Source organism: Clostridium sp. AM42-4 (assembly GCF_003480105.1).
Lineage (GTDB): Bacteria > Bacillota > Clostridia > Lachnospirales > Lachnospiraceae > Brotaphodocola.
This window is the reverse complement of record NZ_QUIK01000001.1, coordinates 18,402-33,428: the sequence shown is the minus strand read 5'-3', so window position 1 is coordinate 33,428 and position 15,027 is coordinate 18,402. Positions and strand designations below refer to the sequence as shown.

14 protein-coding genes and 8 tRNA genes are annotated in these 15,027 nt (G+C 51.3%); 14 read left to right on the top strand and 8 right to left on the bottom strand.

Annotation, left to right across the window (positions count from 1 at the left end; genetic code table 11):
• The first annotated feature begins 77 nt into the window (after positions 1-77).
• The 7 genes from rdgB to DW922_RS00165 all read left to right on the top strand — a co-directional run bounded on the left by rdgB (position 78) and on the right by DW922_RS00165 (position 1,900).
• Positions 78-689: an RdgB/HAM1 family non-canonical purine NTP pyrophosphatase gene (rdgB, locus tag DW922_RS00195; protein ID WP_118725422.1), complete on the top strand. Its 612-nt coding sequence runs from the start codon at positions 78-80 to the stop codon at positions 687-689.
• A complete protein-coding gene (locus DW922_RS00190; protein ID WP_118541465.1) occupies positions 689-1,180 on the top strand; it encodes a metallophosphoesterase in 492 nt (163 codons plus the stop codon). The genes rdgB and DW922_RS00190 overlap by 1 nt, the downstream gene beginning before the upstream one ends.
• Before the next feature lie 129 nt (positions 1,181-1,309).
• Positions 1,310-1,384 (top strand) — tRNA-Pro (locus DW922_RS00185).
• Positions 1,385-1,398: 14 nt separating this feature from the next.
• Positions 1,399-1,469 (top strand) — tRNA-Gly (locus tag DW922_RS00180).
• Between the two features lie 26 nt (positions 1,470-1,495).
• Positions 1,496-1,569, top strand: a tRNA-Arg gene (locus tag DW922_RS00175).
• Positions 1,570-1,605: 36 nt separating this feature from the next.
• Positions 1,606-1,679: transfer RNA gene (locus DW922_RS00170), tRNA-His, on the top strand.
• A gap of 140 nt (positions 1,680-1,819) precedes the next feature.
• A tRNA-Leu gene (locus DW922_RS00165) sits at positions 1,820-1,900 on the top strand.
• 138 nt (positions 1,901-2,038) lie between these two features.
• On the opposite strand, the gene trpS is transcribed toward DW922_RS00165, so the two are convergent.
• Positions 2,039-3,100, bottom strand: coding sequence for a tryptophan--tRNA ligase (gene trpS / locus DW922_RS00160; protein ID WP_118541467.1), 1,062 nt, complete (start codon positions 3,098-3,100; stop codon positions 2,039-2,041).
• A 189-nt stretch (positions 3,101-3,289) separates the two neighbouring features.
• Here trpS and DW922_RS00155 point away from each other — a divergent pair.
• Positions 3,290-3,361 (top strand) — tRNA-Gln (locus tag DW922_RS00155).
• A 214-nt stretch (positions 3,362-3,575) separates the two neighbouring features.
• On the opposite strand, the gene DW922_RS00150 is transcribed toward DW922_RS00155, so the two are convergent.
• Positions 3,576-3,647 (bottom strand) — tRNA-Glu (locus DW922_RS00150).
• A gap of 27 nt (positions 3,648-3,674) precedes the next feature.
• Positions 3,675-3,748: transfer RNA gene (locus tag DW922_RS00145), tRNA-Pro, on the bottom strand.
• Positions 3,749-4,099: 351 nt separating this feature from the next.
• On the opposite strand from DW922_RS00145, the gene DW922_RS00140 reads away from it, so the two are divergent.
• The 4 genes from DW922_RS00140 to DW922_RS00125 all read left to right on the top strand — a co-directional run bounded on the left by DW922_RS00140 (position 4,100) and on the right by DW922_RS00125 (position 8,788).
• Positions 4,100-4,339, top strand: coding sequence for an NAD(P)H-dependent oxidoreductase subunit E (locus tag DW922_RS00140; RefSeq protein WP_118541471.1), 240 nt, complete (start codon positions 4,100-4,102; stop codon positions 4,337-4,339).
• Positions 4,340-4,341: 2 nt separating this feature from the next.
• Positions 4,342-6,075, top strand: a complete 1,734-nt coding sequence (locus DW922_RS00135) for a [Fe-Fe] hydrogenase large subunit C-terminal domain-containing protein (protein ID WP_118725421.1) — start codon at positions 4,342-4,344, stop codon at positions 6,073-6,075.
• Position 6,076: 1 nt separating this feature from the next.
• Positions 6,077-7,258, top strand: a complete 1,182-nt coding sequence (locus DW922_RS00130) for a SpoIIE family protein phosphatase (protein ID WP_118718241.1) — start codon at positions 6,077-6,079, stop codon at positions 7,256-7,258.
• Positions 7,259-7,330: 72 nt separating this feature from the next.
• Entirely contained in the window at positions 7,331-8,788 is a 1,458-nt protein-coding gene (locus tag DW922_RS00125) for a 4Fe-4S dicluster domain-containing protein (RefSeq protein WP_118725420.1), read from the top strand.
• Between the two features lie 105 nt (positions 8,789-8,893).
• On the opposite strand, the gene DW922_RS00120 is transcribed toward DW922_RS00125, so the two are convergent.
• Genes DW922_RS00120 through nuoE form a run of 5 tightly spaced genes read right to left on the bottom strand, consistent with a single transcriptional unit; the run spans position 8,894 to position 13,946 of the window.
• Positions 8,894-10,642, bottom strand: a complete 1,749-nt coding sequence (locus DW922_RS00120; protein WP_118725419.1) for an NADH-dependent [FeFe] hydrogenase, group A6 — start codon at positions 10,640-10,642, stop codon at positions 8,894-8,896.
• A gap of 12 nt (positions 10,643-10,654) precedes the next feature.
• On the bottom strand, positions 10,655-12,442 hold the full coding sequence (gene nuoF, locus DW922_RS00115; RefSeq protein WP_118725418.1) for an NADH-quinone oxidoreductase subunit NuoF: 1,788 nt from the start codon (positions 12,440-12,442) through the stop codon (positions 10,655-10,657).
• Between the two features lie 12 nt (positions 12,443-12,454).
• Entirely contained in the window at positions 12,455-12,832 is a 378-nt protein-coding gene (locus DW922_RS00110; RefSeq protein ID WP_118541624.1) for a (2Fe-2S) ferredoxin domain-containing protein, read from the bottom strand.
• A 58-nt stretch (positions 12,833-12,890) separates the two neighbouring features.
• Positions 12,891-13,448: a sensor histidine kinase gene (locus tag DW922_RS00105; RefSeq protein ID WP_118706659.1), complete on the bottom strand. Its 558-nt coding sequence runs from the start codon at positions 13,446-13,448 to the stop codon at positions 12,891-12,893.
• A 3-nt stretch (positions 13,449-13,451) separates the two neighbouring features.
• On the bottom strand, positions 13,452-13,946 hold the full coding sequence (gene nuoE, locus DW922_RS00100; RefSeq protein ID WP_118718238.1) for an NADH-quinone oxidoreductase subunit NuoE: 495 nt from the start codon (positions 13,944-13,946) through the stop codon (positions 13,452-13,454).
• 281 nt (positions 13,947-14,227) lie between these two features.
• Here nuoE and DW922_RS00095 point away from each other — a divergent pair, with 281 nt between their 5' ends.
• Both DW922_RS00095 and DW922_RS00090 read left to right on the top strand, forming a co-directional pair.
• The gene (locus DW922_RS00095) at positions 14,228-14,575 is read left to right on the top strand and encodes a DRTGG domain-containing protein (RefSeq protein WP_118725417.1); all 348 of its coding nucleotides are present in this window, start codon (positions 14,228-14,230) and stop codon (positions 14,573-14,575) included.
• Positions 14,575-15,000 carry an ATP-binding protein gene (locus tag DW922_RS00090; RefSeq protein ID WP_118541632.1) on the top strand — a complete coding sequence of 142 codons (426 nt, stop codon included), beginning with the start codon at positions 14,575-14,577 and terminating at the stop codon, positions 14,998-15,000. The genes DW922_RS00095 and DW922_RS00090 overlap by 1 nt, the downstream gene beginning before the upstream one ends.
• The last annotated feature ends 27 nt before the right edge of the window (positions 15,001-15,027 follow it).

The window sequence follows — 15,027 nt, the reverse complement described above, 5'->3', positions numbered from 1 at the left end:
ATTTCTGAAAGCATACATTGAGCTGGAACATTTCCCGATGCGTGAATGGGAATGACTGGAGGAATAAGGAGAATATCATGAAAAAACACAGAATCGTATTTGCGACCGGCAATGCCGGAAAGATGAAAGAAATCCGCCAGATCATGGCAGATCTTGGCTGCGAAGTGGTATCCATGAAGGAAGCCGGAGCAAATCCGGAAATTGTGGAAAATGGAATTTCCTTTGCGGAAAACGCTGAGATCAAAGCCCGTGCAGTCTGGAACTGCACCGGCGATATTGTGCTGGCCGATGACTCCGGACTCGTGGTAGATTACATCGGCGGCGAGCCAGGCATCTACTCCGCCCGCTATATGGGAGAGGATACCTCCTATGAGATCAAAAACCAGAATATCATTGACCGTCTTGCAGATGCGAAGGGAGAGGAGCGCAGTGCCCGCTTTGTCTGCAACATTGCAGCGGTGCTTCCGAACGGACGCGTGCTTCACACAGAGGCGGCGATGGAAGGACAGATCGCTGAAAAGCCGGCCGGATGCGGCGGCTTTGGTTACGATCCGATCCTGTACCTGCCGGAATTTGGCATGACCTCTGCGGAACTTACCATGGAGCAGAAAAATGCAATCAGCCACCGCGGGAAAGCGTTGGAGGCAATGAAACGGGAGTTAGCGCATTACTTTGAGGAGGAATCCTGATGAAGATACTGATCGTGAGTGATACTCACAGAAAAGACGGAAATTTGTACGATGTGATCGAGAAGGAGAAGCCGCTCGACATGCTCATTCATTTAGGCGATGCGGAGGGAAGCGAATATGTCATTGCAGACTGGCTGAATGAGGGGTGTGAGCTTGTGATGGTTCAGGGCAACAATGACTTCTTTTCTAAGCTGGACCGCGAGATTGAGCTGGATCTGGGACCACACCGCGCTTTTCTGACCCACGGTCATTACTATAATGTATCGCTGGATGTGGACCGGCTGTGGGAGGAAGCATCCGACCGGGGCTGCGACATCGCCATGTTCGGCCACACGCACCGTCCGTATCTGGAAGAGCGGGAAGGGATCACGCTCTTAAACCCTGGAAGCCTGTCTTATCCGCGCCAGGAGGGCAGAATGCCTTCTTATATTGTCATGGATCTGGAAGACGATGGAACCGCGAAATATCATCTGATGTTTCTGGGAGATTAGCGTAAGAAAAAAATGTAAAAAAAGTTTTGAAAAAGTGTTGACAAAATAAGACCTGTATTATATAATTACTCTCGCGTTGTTCGATGGCTCTCGAAAGAGCGCGGGAGAACAAACAGGTTTTCAGTGATCCGGGGTGTGGCTCAGCTTGGCTAGAGCACCTGGTTTGGGACCAGGGGGTCGCAGGTTCGAATCCTGTCACCCCGATTGAAAATGAATACGCGGGTGTAGTTCAATGGTAGAACACCAGCCTTCCAAGCTGGATACGTGGGTTCGATTCCCATCACCCGCTCTTGAAAAGCTAGTCTTTTCAAAAGTGAGTCTGTAGCTCAGCTGGATAGAGCAACGGCCTTCTAAGCCGTGGGTCGGGGGTTCGAATCCCTTCAGGCTCGTTTCTTTCACGAAAGTGAAAGATGAATTTCATAATGGTGGGTATAGCGCAGCTGGTTAGCGCGCCAGATTGTGGCTCTGGAGGCCGAGGGTTCGAATCCCTCTATCCACCCTGATTGTTAAGTCCTTATGCAAGCAATGCGTAAGGATTTTTTACAATCTGATATTTGCTCAAAGTGCGGTGAAGAAGTCCTGAAAGAGTTGATTATATCAGGAAGACTGCAGCAGTTTGAGGCAGACAATTTCATATCCGCGGGCATGGCGGAATTGGCAGACGCGCCAGATTTAGGTTCTGGTGTCACCGACGTGCAGGTTCAAGTCCTGTTGCCCGCATAACAAAAAAGCTCTGGAAAACAGAGCTTTTTGCGTATTTGTGCAACAAAAAAGCCCTGTTCTTCAGGGCCTTTTGTGTATCTGGCAGGGTCTTGTGGCATTTTGTGCTGCAGAACCCTGCCAGTCTTATTTCACGGATTATTTGCTCAATGTTCCATTCTCGAAGTAATCGATCTTCATGGAGTGGCGTACATCGGCCAGAGTCTTTGCAGCAGTTGCCTCTGCACGCTTGCTGCCCTCTGCCAGAATGTCGTAAACATCCGGAAGACGCTGCTCCCAGTCTTTTCTGCGCTCACGGATCGGAGCCAGCTCAGCCTGGATCACATTGTTTAAGAACTTCTTGACCTTGACATCGCCAAGGCCGCCGCGGCGGTAGTGGTCTTTCAGCTCGTCCAGGTTGTTGTAATCCGGCAGGAACTCTGCGAAATGCTCCGGACGGCAGAATGCATCGAGGTAGATAAATACCGGGTTGCCCTCAACCTGTCCCGGATCTTCCACACGAAGGTGGTTCGGGTCGGTGAACATGGACATGATCTTTTTGCGGATATCCTCTGGCTCATCGGATAAGTAGATGCAGTTTCCGAGGGATTTACTCATTTTTGCCTTGCCATCGATACCTGGCAGACGCAGGCATGCCTGGTTCTGCGGAAGGATGATCTGCGGCTCAACCAGAGTCTCACCGTATACAGAGTTGAATTTGTGCACGATCTCGCGGCACTGCTCGATCATCGGCATCTGGTCTTCGCCAGCCGGTACGGAGGTTGCCTTGAATGCGGTGATGTCTGCAGCCTGGCTGATCGGGTAGGTGAAGAAGCCGACCGGGATGCTTGCCTCGAAATTACGCATTTTGATTTCGGATTTTACGGTTGGGTTTCTCTGAAGGCGGGAAACGGTAACCAGGTTCATGTAATAGAAGCTCAGCTCGGTCAGCTGTGGAACCATGGACTGGATGAAAATAGTGGATTTCTCCGGATCCAGACCGCAAGCCAGGTAGTCAAGCGCAACCTGGATGATGTTGTCGCGGACTTTCTCCGGGTGTTCTGCGTTGTCGGTCAAAGCCTGCGCATCGGCGATCATGATGTAGATTTCATCAAATTTGCCGGAGTTCTGCAGTCTGACACGCTCTTTTAATGAGCCAACATAGTGGCCAACATGAAGGCGGCCGGTAGGACGGTCGCCGGTCAGAATGATCTGTTTCATAAATGATATGGACTCCTTTATTCTTTGTGCGGCTCAGCCGCTGATTCTTCTATTATAATTCTTTCCGTGGGGCACGTCAACTGAATCGAAGGTTTCGGGAGGGGATTTTCCGAATTTGGAATGCAAAGCTATTGCTTTTTTGGCTGGAATCAGATATAATAGACAGGCGTTTATATTCGTATAAATGATTGGGCCATCGCCAAGCGGTAAGGCACAGGACTTTGACTCCTGCACTCGAGGGTTCGAATCCCGCTGGCCCAGCTACAAAAAAGACGAGAAAACTTTTACCTATATGGAAGGTTCTCTCGTCTTTTTTGTGTGCTCTTCATAATCTTCACAAGTGGAAGTTTCAGTGAAAAAATTTTATTGCTGTATACATGAAGTGTATGAGAATATTTGTTTTGAAGTGAGAGCAGTAAACAAAAAACACCAGAACATTTGCTCTGGTGTTTTCTCGCTTTGATTCTTGATTCTATGACCTCATCGGGAATCGAACCCGAGTTTACGCCGTGAGAGGGCGTCGTCTTAACCGCTTGACCATGAGGCCATTCCTTCAGGTAAAACCTGAAGTGAGTCGAGGCGACAAGATTCGAACTTGCGACCTCTGCGTCCCGAACGCAGCGCTCTACCAAACTGAGCCACGCCTCGAAGCGACTCCAATAATATAGCACCTTTTGAAAAATAATGCAAGCACTTTTTTGAAAAAATTTGAAAAAAATTTTATCTTTTTTTGGAAGCGGTTTTTTGCTGCTGAAAAGTGTGAAACGGGCAGGGGAAAAAAGAAAAAGGGAAATCCATGCCGTGTATGAAAGAAAAAACACGTATTTTTCCCATTTTATGCAATTTGCTAATTGATAAAAATGTATCAATATGAGAAAATAAACCTATAGTATGCACAGAAAACAGGAGTGTTATGCGCATTCGTGTAAGTCATATGTTTTAATGGATTTGTGAACCAGAATCCATGGGTCAGTACGAACAAGTTTGGAGGATTGAGTTATGAGAGTTACGATCTGTATTGGAAGTGCATGTCACTTAAAGGGATCCAGAGAGATCATCCAGCGTCTTCAGGAGCTGGTAAAAGAGCATGGTGTTTCGGATAAGGTAGATTTAAACGGAGCATTCTGCAGCGGAAACTGTGTAAATGGTGTCTGCGTGACGGTAGACGGGGAATTATTCTCCTTAAAGCCGGAAACAACCGATGACTTCTTTGCAAAGGAAATTTTAGGGAGGCTGTAAGCATGGCGATCATTGACTTTAAAGCTACAAAATGCCGTCACTGTTACAAGTGTGTGCGAAACTGCGAAGTCAAAGCCATCATGGTAAAGGACGGCCGTGCGGAGATCATGCCGGACAACTGTATTTTATGCGGGCGCTGTCTGCAGATCTGCCCCCAGTCTGCCAAGACACTGGTCAGTGATCTTGGAAGGGTAAAAGATATGATCGAGGCGGGGGAGAAGGTCGTTGTTTCCATTGCGCCATCTTACATGGGCCTTTTGAAATACCATACTATCGGTCAGGTGCGCTGCGCGCTCATGCGTTTAGGCTTTACCGATGTGCGTGAGACCGCAGAGGGCGCTGCGCTGGTGACAGCGGAGTACGCAAGGCTGCTTTCTGAGGGGACGATGGAAAATATCATCAGTACCTGCTGCCCAAGCGTAAATGCGCTGATCGAGAAATATTACCCGCAGCTGATTCCGTATCTGGCCCCGGTGGTTTCTCCCATGATCGCGCATGGACGCATGATCAAACAGAAGCTGGGAAGCGACACGAAAGTGGTGTTTTTAGGTCCCTGCATTGCCAAAAAACAGGAAGCGTTAGATCCGCGCCATGCGGACTGCGTCGATGCCGTTTTAAATTTCAACGACATCAGCCGCTGGCTGAATGAGGAAGACATTGTCATTGAAGACTGTGAGGACACGCCGTTTGAGCGGCTGGACCCGCGGGTAAACCGGCTCTATCCGGTGACCAGTGGAGTGATCAATTCGGTTATGGTCACAGAGGAAAAGCAGGACAAATACCGCAAGTTTTATGTGCATGGGGAGAGCAACTGTATCGATCTGTGCCAGAGTATGGTCCGCGGCGAGATCACCGGCTGCTTCATTGAGATGAACATGTGCTCAGGGGGCTGCATCAAGGGGCCGACTGTAAATGATAAGTCGATCTCACGGTTTAAGGTGAAGCTCGACATGGAAGAGCGGATTTCCCGTGACCCGGTACCGGAAGCGGAAACAAAGCCGCTGCTGGAAGAAGTATCCCTGCACAAGGTATTTCTGGACCGCACGCCAAAGGATCCGGTTCCTTCCGAAGAAGAAATCCGCGATATTCTTGCAAAGACTGGCAAGATGCGTCCGGACGATGAGTTAAACTGCGGTGCCTGCGGGTATCCGACCTGCCGCGAAAAGGCCATTGCAGTGTACCAGAAGAAGGCAGAGCTTGACATGTGCATCCCGTTCATGTACGAGAAGTCTAAGTCCTTTGCGAATCTGGTCATGGAGACATCCCCGAATGTGGTCCTGATCGTCGATGCAGATATGAAGCTTCTGGAGTATTCTGCTGTGGGCGAAAAATATTTTGGAAAGACCCGTGCGGAAGCACTGCAGATGTACCTTTACGAGTTCATCGATCCGTCGGATTTCCAGTGGGTGTTCGATACGCACCAGAATATCCACGGCAAAAAGGTGCATTATCCAGAGTTTAAGCTGGATACGCTTCAGAATATTGTATACATACCGGAGCAGAATGTGGTGCTTGCTACCTTTATCGATATTACGAAAGAGGAAGAGCAGGCCAGACTGGAGTATGAGCGCAAGCTAGACACCATCGATCTGGCGCAGAAGGTCATCCACAAGCAGATGATGGTAGCCCAGGAGATCGCGGGCCTTCTCGGCGAGACAACGGCAGAGACCAAGACGACGCTGACGAAGCTTTGCAGATCCCTTCTGGAGGATGGAAGCGACAACGGAGGTAAGTAGAATGGCAATTACCGTAGATGTTGCTTATAAAAGCCTGAATAAGTTTTCGGAGGTCCTCTGCGGGGACAAGGTCGAGCTGTTAAAAACAGACGATTCTAACATCATGATCCTGGCAGACGGCATGGGAAGCGGCGTAAAGGCGAATATCCTTGCCACGCTGACCTCCAAGATCCTGGGAACCATGTTTTTAAACGGGGCAACCCTGGAAGAGTGCGTGGAGACGATCGTGGAGACGCTGCCCATCTGTAAGGTGCGGCAGGTCGCATATTCCACATTCAGCATTTTGCAGGTCTTTCACAGCGGAGATGCGTATCTGGTCGAGTTTGACAATCCGAGCTGCATCTTTATCCGGAATGGCCAGCTGGTGCCGATCCCGCAGAATATCCGGGAAGTCCAGGGCAAAAAGATTAATGAATTCCGTTTTAAGGTCCAGCGCGGAGATGCGCTGATCCTCATGAGCGATGGAACCGTCCATGCAGGTGTGGGCCAGCTTTTAAACTTCGGCTGGCTTTGGGAAGATATTGCCAAATATGCAGTAAAACAGTACGCGCTGACAATATCGGCCATGCGTCTGGCGGCATCCATCTGCCAGGCGTGCGATGAGCTTTACCAGTACCGGCCGGGCGATGACACCACGGTGGCGTGCATGCGCATCATCAACGCGAAGCCGGTACATCTGATGACTGGACCGGCCCAGGATCCTTCCATGGATGAAGAGATGGTGAAGAGCTTTATGTCCGGTGACGATTCCACCAGGCGGATCGTCTGCGGCGGAACCAGCGCCACCATTGTCTCCAGGGTTTTAAAGAAACGTCTGGATGTGTCCATGGAATACGTAGATCCCGACATTCCGCCGATCGCGTATATGGATGGCATCGAACTGGTGACGGAAGGTGTTCTGACGCTGAACCGTGTGGTACAGCTGTTAAGAAGATATGTCAAGAATGAGACGGTATCCGAGCAGTTCTTCCTGGAACTGGACAAGCCAAACGGCGCGTCCATGGTAGCCAAGATGCTGATCGAGGACTGTACGGAGCTGCATCTGTATGTCGGAAAAGCCATCAACAGTGCTTACCAGAATCCGGGATTGCCGTTCGATTTAGGCATCCGCCAGAATCTGGTAGAGCAGCTGAAGACGGTTGTGGAAGATATGGGAAAACAGGTAACTGTAACTTATTATTAAATGATATGAAAATAGAGAGTTGAGGAAGGGTCCGAAAGGCGGACATCCGGAAATGAGGAGGAAAAGAAAACTATGGTAACAAATGACGCAACAATCTTACGCATCAAACACGACGTACTGTATGAGGTAGCAAAGCTGGCATGGGCTGGCGAGTTGGATGAGGAACACAAGGATCAGGTTCCGTACACCATCATCCCGGGACCGCAGGCACAGTTCCGCTGCTGCATTTATAAAGAGCGCGAGATTATCCGTCAGCGTGTCCGCCTGGCAGAGGGCAAATGCCCGACCAGCGGTAAAGATTCCAGAAACGTGGTCCAGGTCATTGGGGCAGCCTGTGAGGAGTGTCCGATCGCATCTTACACGGTAACCGATAACTGCAGAAAATGTATGGGAAAGGCCTGCCAGAATTCCTGTAATTTCGGAGCGATCAGCATGGGGGATACCCGCGCCCACATTGATCCGAACAAGTGTAAGGAGTGCGGCAAGTGCGCAAATGCCTGCCCGTACAACGCGATCGCACATCTGGAGCGCCCGTGCAAGAAGGCCTGCCCGGTAGACGCCATCACCTACGATGAGTATGGCGTATGCGAGATCGATGAGAACAAGTGCATTCAGTGCGGTGCCTGCATCCACAGCTGCCCGTTCGGTGCAGTAGGTTCCAAGACCTTCATGGTCGATGTTATTAACATGATCAACGCAGGTAAGAAGGTTGTTGCTATGGTAGCACCGGCAACAGAGGGCCAGTTTGGACCGGAGATCACCATGGCCAGCTGGAAGACTGCGTTAAAGAAAGTCGGCTTCGCAGATATGGTAGAGGTTGCCTTAGGCGGCGATATGACCGCTGCAGCAGAGGCTGCTGAGTGGGCAGAGGCTTATAAAGAGGGCAAGAAGATGACCACCTCCTGCTGCCCGGCATTCGTGAACATGATCAAGCAGCACTTCCCGCAGCTGTTAGATAACATGTCCACCACCGTATCCCCGATGTGCGCGATCTCCAGAATGCTGAAAGAGAAGGACCCGGAGACCGTTACCGTATTCATCGGACCGTGTATTGCAAAGAAGAGCGAGACTCTGGACTTAAACATCAAGGACAACGCGGATTATGCCATGACCTTTGGTGAGATCCGTGCCATGATGCGCGCGAAAGGCGTAGAACTTGAGCCGGAGGAAAACACCTATCAGGAAGGTTCTGTATTCGGCAAGCGTTTCGGCAACGCAGGCGGCGTAACCGCGGCGGTGGTAGAGTGCTTCAAGGAAATGAACGAGGATATCACCCCGAATGTAATGAAGTGTAACGGCGCTGCAGAGTGTAAGAAAGCCCTGCTTCTCATGAAAGTCGGCAAGCTTTCGGCAGATTTTGTAGAGGGTATGGCCTGTGTAGGCGGCTGTGTAGGCGGTCCGAGCAAGCATAAGACCGAGCTGGAGGCAAAGAAGGCAAGAGACCTTCTCATCGGTCAGGCAGATGACCGCGAAGTGCATGCAAACTTGAAGAATCTGGGCGTAGACCAGGTGGCAATGCACAGACACTAAGTAAACAATATCACACAGTAACGAACGAGGGCCGAAAGGTTTCGTCCCCGCCATTCGGTGGGGACGGAACCTTCCGGCCCATTTGTGTTTACTGTGCGATATTGTTTAGATTTCGTTTACTTTGCGTTTGATGTATGTAGTGTGCAGCAGGTGATGTGCCTTCTCACTTCCTGGTTCGCCGAGGAAGGTTGCGTACAGCTCCTTGATGGCCGGATTCTCATGGGATTTGCGGATCGGGTTGTTTTTGTCGGAGTCGTAGAGGACTTTCGCACGCAGGCCGCGGATATCGACGGTGTTGCGTACATAGCCCGGCTGCTGCGGCTGGCCGCCGCCGTTGATGCATCCGCCCGGGCAGCCCATGATCTCGATGAAGTGGTAAGTTGCTTCGCCGGATTTGACTTTCTCAAGCAGCTTCTTTGCGTTGCCGAGGCCGGAGGCGATGGCAACTTTGACTTCCAGTCCGGCTACCGGGTAGGTAGCTTCCTTGATGCCTTCCATGCCGCGGACATCGGTGAAGTCCAGATTCTTTAATTCTTCGCCGGTGAGGGTCTCGACTGCAGTACGCAGTGCAGCCTCCATAACACCGCCGGTTGCGCCGAAGATGACAGCAGCACCGGTTCCAAGACCGAGCGGTGCGTCGTATTCTTCGTCTGGAAGTGTGTTGAATTTCAGGCCGACTTTGCGGATCATGCGGGCAAGCTCTCTGGTGGTCAGGGAGTAGTCAACATCCGGGACGCCGTTTGCGGCTTCATCCGGCCGCTGAATCTCGAATTTCTTTGCGGTACACGGCATGATGGAAACAGACACGATGTCCTTCGGATCCAGTCCCATCTTTTCTGCGTAGTAGGATTTGGCGATGGCACCGAACATTTGCTGTGGGGATTTGCAGCTGGAGAGGTTCTCGGTCATATCCGGGAAGTAGTGTTCGCAGTATTTGATCCAGCCCGGGGAGCAGGAGGTGATGAGCGGAAGCACGCCGCCGTTCTGCACGCGGTCTAAGAATTCATGCGCTTCTTCCATGATAGTTAAGTCAGCGCTGAAGTTGGTGTCGAATACCTTGTCAAAGCCGATGCGGCGCAGCGCAGCTGCCATCTTGCCCTGTACGTTGGTGCCGATCGGATAACCGAATTCTTCGCCTAAAGCTGCGCGGACAGCCGGGGCGGTCTGCACGATGACATGTTTCTTCGGATCTGCGATCGCTGCCAGAACTTCGTCCACCTGGGATTTTTCCTGCAGGGCACCGGTCGGGCAGACTGCGATACACTGGCCACAGGAGACGCAGGAGGTCTCGCCCAGGCCCATGTCGAAAGCAGAGCCGATAAAGGTAGCAAAGCCACGCATGTTGGCACCGATGACGCCAATGCCCTGTACCTTTTCGCAGACTGCAGAGCAGCGGCGGCACAGGATACATTTGCTGTTGTCGCGGATCATGTGAACGGCACTGTCGTCGATCATGGACGGGGTGCGCTCACCATCGTAATAGCCTTCGTCGGTCACGCCGAGTTCTTTACAGAGCTGCTGCAGCTCGCAGTTTCCGCTGCGGACGCAGGATAAGCACTTGCGGTCGTGGTTGGAAAGTAAAAGCTGCAGGGTTTTTCTGCGGGATTCCAGTACCTTCGGGGTATTGGTCCATACTTCCATGCCTTCATTGATCGGATAGACGCAGGAAACTACCAGGCTTCTTGCGCCTTTTACTTCTACCACGCAGATACGGCATGCGCCGATCTCGTTGATGTCTTTTAAAAAGCAGAGTGTCGGAATTTCAATGTGCGCCAGTCTTGCTGCCTCCAGAATGGTGGAGCCTTTTGGAGCACTGACTTCTATGCCGTTAATTTTGATCGTAATATTCTCCATATCCATCCTCCATTACTGTTTGTAGATTGCGCCGAACTTACATTTCTCCATGCAGGCACCGCACTTGACGCACTTGTCGGTGTCGATGATGTGCGGATTCTTGACTGTGCCGATGATGGCGCCAACCGGGCAGTTTCTTGCACACAGGGTACAGCCCTTACATTTGTCTGCGTCGATGTGGTAGGAGAGCAGGGCCTTGCAGACGCCTGCAGGACAGCGTTTCTCTTTGATATGTGCCTCGTACTCATCGCGGAAGTAGCGGAGGGTGGAAAGCACCGGGTTTGGAGCCGTCTGGCCAAGACCGCAGGCGGAGTTTTCCTTGACGTAGTAGCAGAGGTCTTCGAGCTTGTCTAAGTCTTCCATGGTTGCGGTGCCCTTGGTGATCTTGGTGAGGATCTCCAGCATGCGCTTGGTGCCGATACGGCACGGTGTACATTTGCCGCAGGATTCTTCAACGGTGAACTCCAGGAAGAATTTTGCGATGTCTACCATACAGTCGGTCTCGTCCATAACGATGAGGCCGCCGGAGCCCATCATGGAACCGATGGAAATGAGGTTATCGTAGTCAATCGGGATATCGAAATGCTTCGCCGGGATACATCCGCCGGACGGACCGCCGGTCTGTGCCGCCTTGAACTTCTTGCCGTTCGGAATACCGCCGCCGATCTCCTCGATGACTTCGCGCAGGGTGGTACCCATCGGAATCTCGACCAGACCGGTGTTGTGGATTTTGCCGCCCAGGGCGAAGACCTTGGTGCCCTTGGATTTTTCGGTACCCATGGAAGCGAACCATTCCGGACCATTTAAGATGATCTGCGGGATGTTTGCAAAGGTTTCTACGTTATTTAAGATGGTCGGTTTGCCGAACAGGCCCTTCTGTGCCGGGAACGGAGGACGCGGTCTTGGCTCGCCGCGGTTGCCTTCGATGGAGGTCATGAGGGCGGTTTCCTCGCCGCAGACGAATGCTCCGGCACCGAGACGCAGGTCAATGTCGAAATCGAAGCCACTGCCGAAGATATCTTTGCCTAAGAGCTCCATCTCGCGAGCCTGTTTGATTGCAATTTTCAGTCGCTCAACGGCAATCGGGTACTCTGCACGCACGTAGATGTAGCCCTGGCTTGCGCCGATCGCATAACCGGCAATCGCCATAGCCTCCAGGACAGCGTGCGGGTCGCCCTCTAAGACGGAGCGGTCCATGAATGCGCCCGGGTCACCCTCGTCGGCGTTACAGCAGACGTATTTCTGGTCGGCATCGTTCTGCTTTGCCAGCTTCCATTTGAGGCCGGTCGGGAATCCGCCGCCGCCGCGTCCGCGCAGGCCGGAATCTAACAGGCACTGGATGACGTCGTCCGGAGTCATCTCGGTGAGAACCTTACCGAGGGCAGCGTAGCCGCCGGTTCCGATGTACTCTTCAATGACTTCCGGGTTGATGATACCGCAGTTGCGAAGTGCGATGCGGTGCTGCTTCTTGTAGAAGTTGGTGTCGATAAGAGCCTTGACGCCGGCCGGGGTAACGGTCTCCTGGTAAAGAAGACGGGTAACGACACGTCCTTTTAATAAGTGTTCCTGAACGATCTCAGGAATATCTTCTACCTTGACCATAGAGTAGAAGCTTGCGTCCGGGTAGACGATCATGATCGGACCCAGGGCGCAGAGACCATGGCATCCGGTCTGGACAACGGAGACTTCCTTTTCCAGTCCGGCTTTTTTGATCTCTTCTTTTAAGGTTTCCATAATCTGCTGGCTTCCGGAGGAGGTACAGCCTGTTCCGCCGCAAACCAATACATGTGAACGATACATCCGCTTTCCTCCTTATTTCAGATCTGCTGAATTTAATGTGTATTCTTCTACGATATGTCCGCCGATGAGGTGGCGCTCTACAACCTCGGCTGCCTTGTCTGCATTCATCTTAATGTAGGTGATCTTCGGTTTGCCAGGTTCCATGACCTCTACGATCGGCTCATACTGGCAAAGACCGATGCATCCGGTCTGGGTAACGGAAACTTTATCGGTCAGACCTTTTTCCTGAACGAGTGTGGAAAGGGTGTTAAGGACCGGTCTTGCGCCGCTGGCAATGCCGCAGGTAGCCATGCCGACCACAACGCGGGTGTGGGTGTGGTCTTCCGCACGCATGCTGACCTGACTTTGCATTCTCTCGCGGATCGCTCTTAATTCTTCAAGACTTTTCATGTTCGATTAATCCTCCTGTTCTGACTGGGTTTTTGGAAAACAGACCTGTAATCCAAATTTAATAAACAGCTCCTCCGTCGGTTTCGAGTTTGTTTTCTGTCAGATAATCCCTGATATAATTGGAAATTTCAGGTGCGTCAAAAGGAACGCCGCCCAGGATTTCGCGCATTTCGCGGGTGTCGAGCGTGAATTCATTTTGACGATAACGGTAACGGTAGAGAAAATCGGTATCCGGGTGCCCGAGAATCAGGGTGTGGATGGTGGCAGTCATGTCGCCAAGCGGCATCCGGTCGATGTGACCGAGTGCAAAGACCGCGGTGACCGTGGTTCCTTTCCCGGGTTCAGACTCCATCCGGAAGCTTCCGCCGGTGCTTTCCGCAGCGAGCTTGAAAAAAGGAACACCGAGCCCCACTTTTCTGGTTGTGCGGCTGGTGTAGAATGGGTCCGTGACCCGCTCTAACTGTTCGCTTGTCATGCCGCAGCCGTCGTCAGTAATGATGACGGTCAGCCTGTCCGTTTCCGGCTGGATATCTACCGTGATCCGGATGAAAGATGCGCCTGCCCGGGTGGAATTTTCTGCTACATCAAGAATGTTCAAAGAAATTTCCGGCATCATAGGCTACTGGTATTTGGCAAGGATGCCAGGAATATCGTCCGGGGTAAGCCGTCCGTAAACTTCGTCGTTGATCATCATGACCGGAGCCAGTCCGCAGGCGCCGACACAGCGGCAGGAATCCAGGGAAAAACGTCCGTCCGGGGTGCACTCCCCGTTGGTGATGCCGAGCAGTTCTTCCAGTTTGGAAAAGATCGCACCGGAGCCTTTGACGTAGCAGGCTGTGCCTAAGCATACGGAAATCTGATATTTGCCCTTTGGCTGCAGGGCAAACTGGGAATAGAATGTGGAAACGCCGTAGATTTTTTCTAACGGGATTCCGGTTTCGTCGGAAATCATAGTCTGGACTTCGATCGGCAGATAGCCGTAAATTTCCTGCGCCTGCTGCATGATCGGCATCAGTGCGCCTTTGGTGTCTTTCAATTCAGCAATCACCTTTTTCAGAGCCGCTTCCTGCTCGGGGGTTCCGCTGAAAGGAACACATTCTTTTTTACAAGCCATGGTAACCCTCCTCCTCATTGCTATTGTAAAATGTTTATAATATCTTAACATGAAGATGAAAAAAAATCTACAAATTTTCTGTGTTAATTTAAAAACGCAATTCATCTTTTTGTTGATTATTAACAGAAAAGATGATATTCTTACCTTGGAAATATGTTTAGTCTGACAAAAATGTGACGAAATAAAACCTGAAAAAATGACGGAAAATGGCTAAATCAATATGGCCGGTTATAGCCATCTGCGATCATTTACAGGTATCCTATGACAGGGGGAATCTGCTTATGACAGCAAGAGATGTTCAGAAAATCCTCGGGGCGAGAGTCCTTACGGGAGAAGAATTTCTGGACCGTGAGATCACAAGCGCCTGCGCATCCGATATGATGAGCGATGTGCTGGCTTTTTCCAAAGATCATTCGGTCCTCATTACAGGACTGTGCAATCCGCAGGTAATCCGGACTGCAGAGATGTTAGACATTGTGTGTGTGATCTTTGTCCGCAGAAAAAAACCAGATGAGACGATTCTTTCCATGGCAAAAGAACGTGAACTTATTGTCATGGAAACGGGGCATCGCATGTATTCCACCTGCGGTATGCTCTACCAGGCGGGATTAGGCGGAGGTGCAGTCTAATGGAAAATGCGATCGTATTACAGTATCATATCTCGGCAGATGACTTTACCCGGGCGGGGGAGGCCAGCAGTGATGTAAAAGGGAAATTGAAGCAGCTTGGCATCAGCCCGGCGACCGTGCGCAAGGTTGCCATTGCCATGTATGAGGGCGAGATCAATATGGTGATTCATGCAAAGGGCGGTGAGATCACGGTAGAAATCACGCCGCAGAAGGTCCGGATGATCTTAGATGATGTAGGTCCTGGCATTCCGGATATTGAGCGTGCCATGCAGGAGGGCTATTCCACGGCGCCGGATGAGGTACGAAATCTTGGCTTTGGAGCAGGAATGGGACTTCCGAATATGAAAAAATATACCGATGATATGAAAATAGAGACAGAGATTGGCGTCGGGACCAAGATCACGATGGAAGTATTACTTGGGTGAGCATGTGCCGGGCGGGACTGGAAAAAT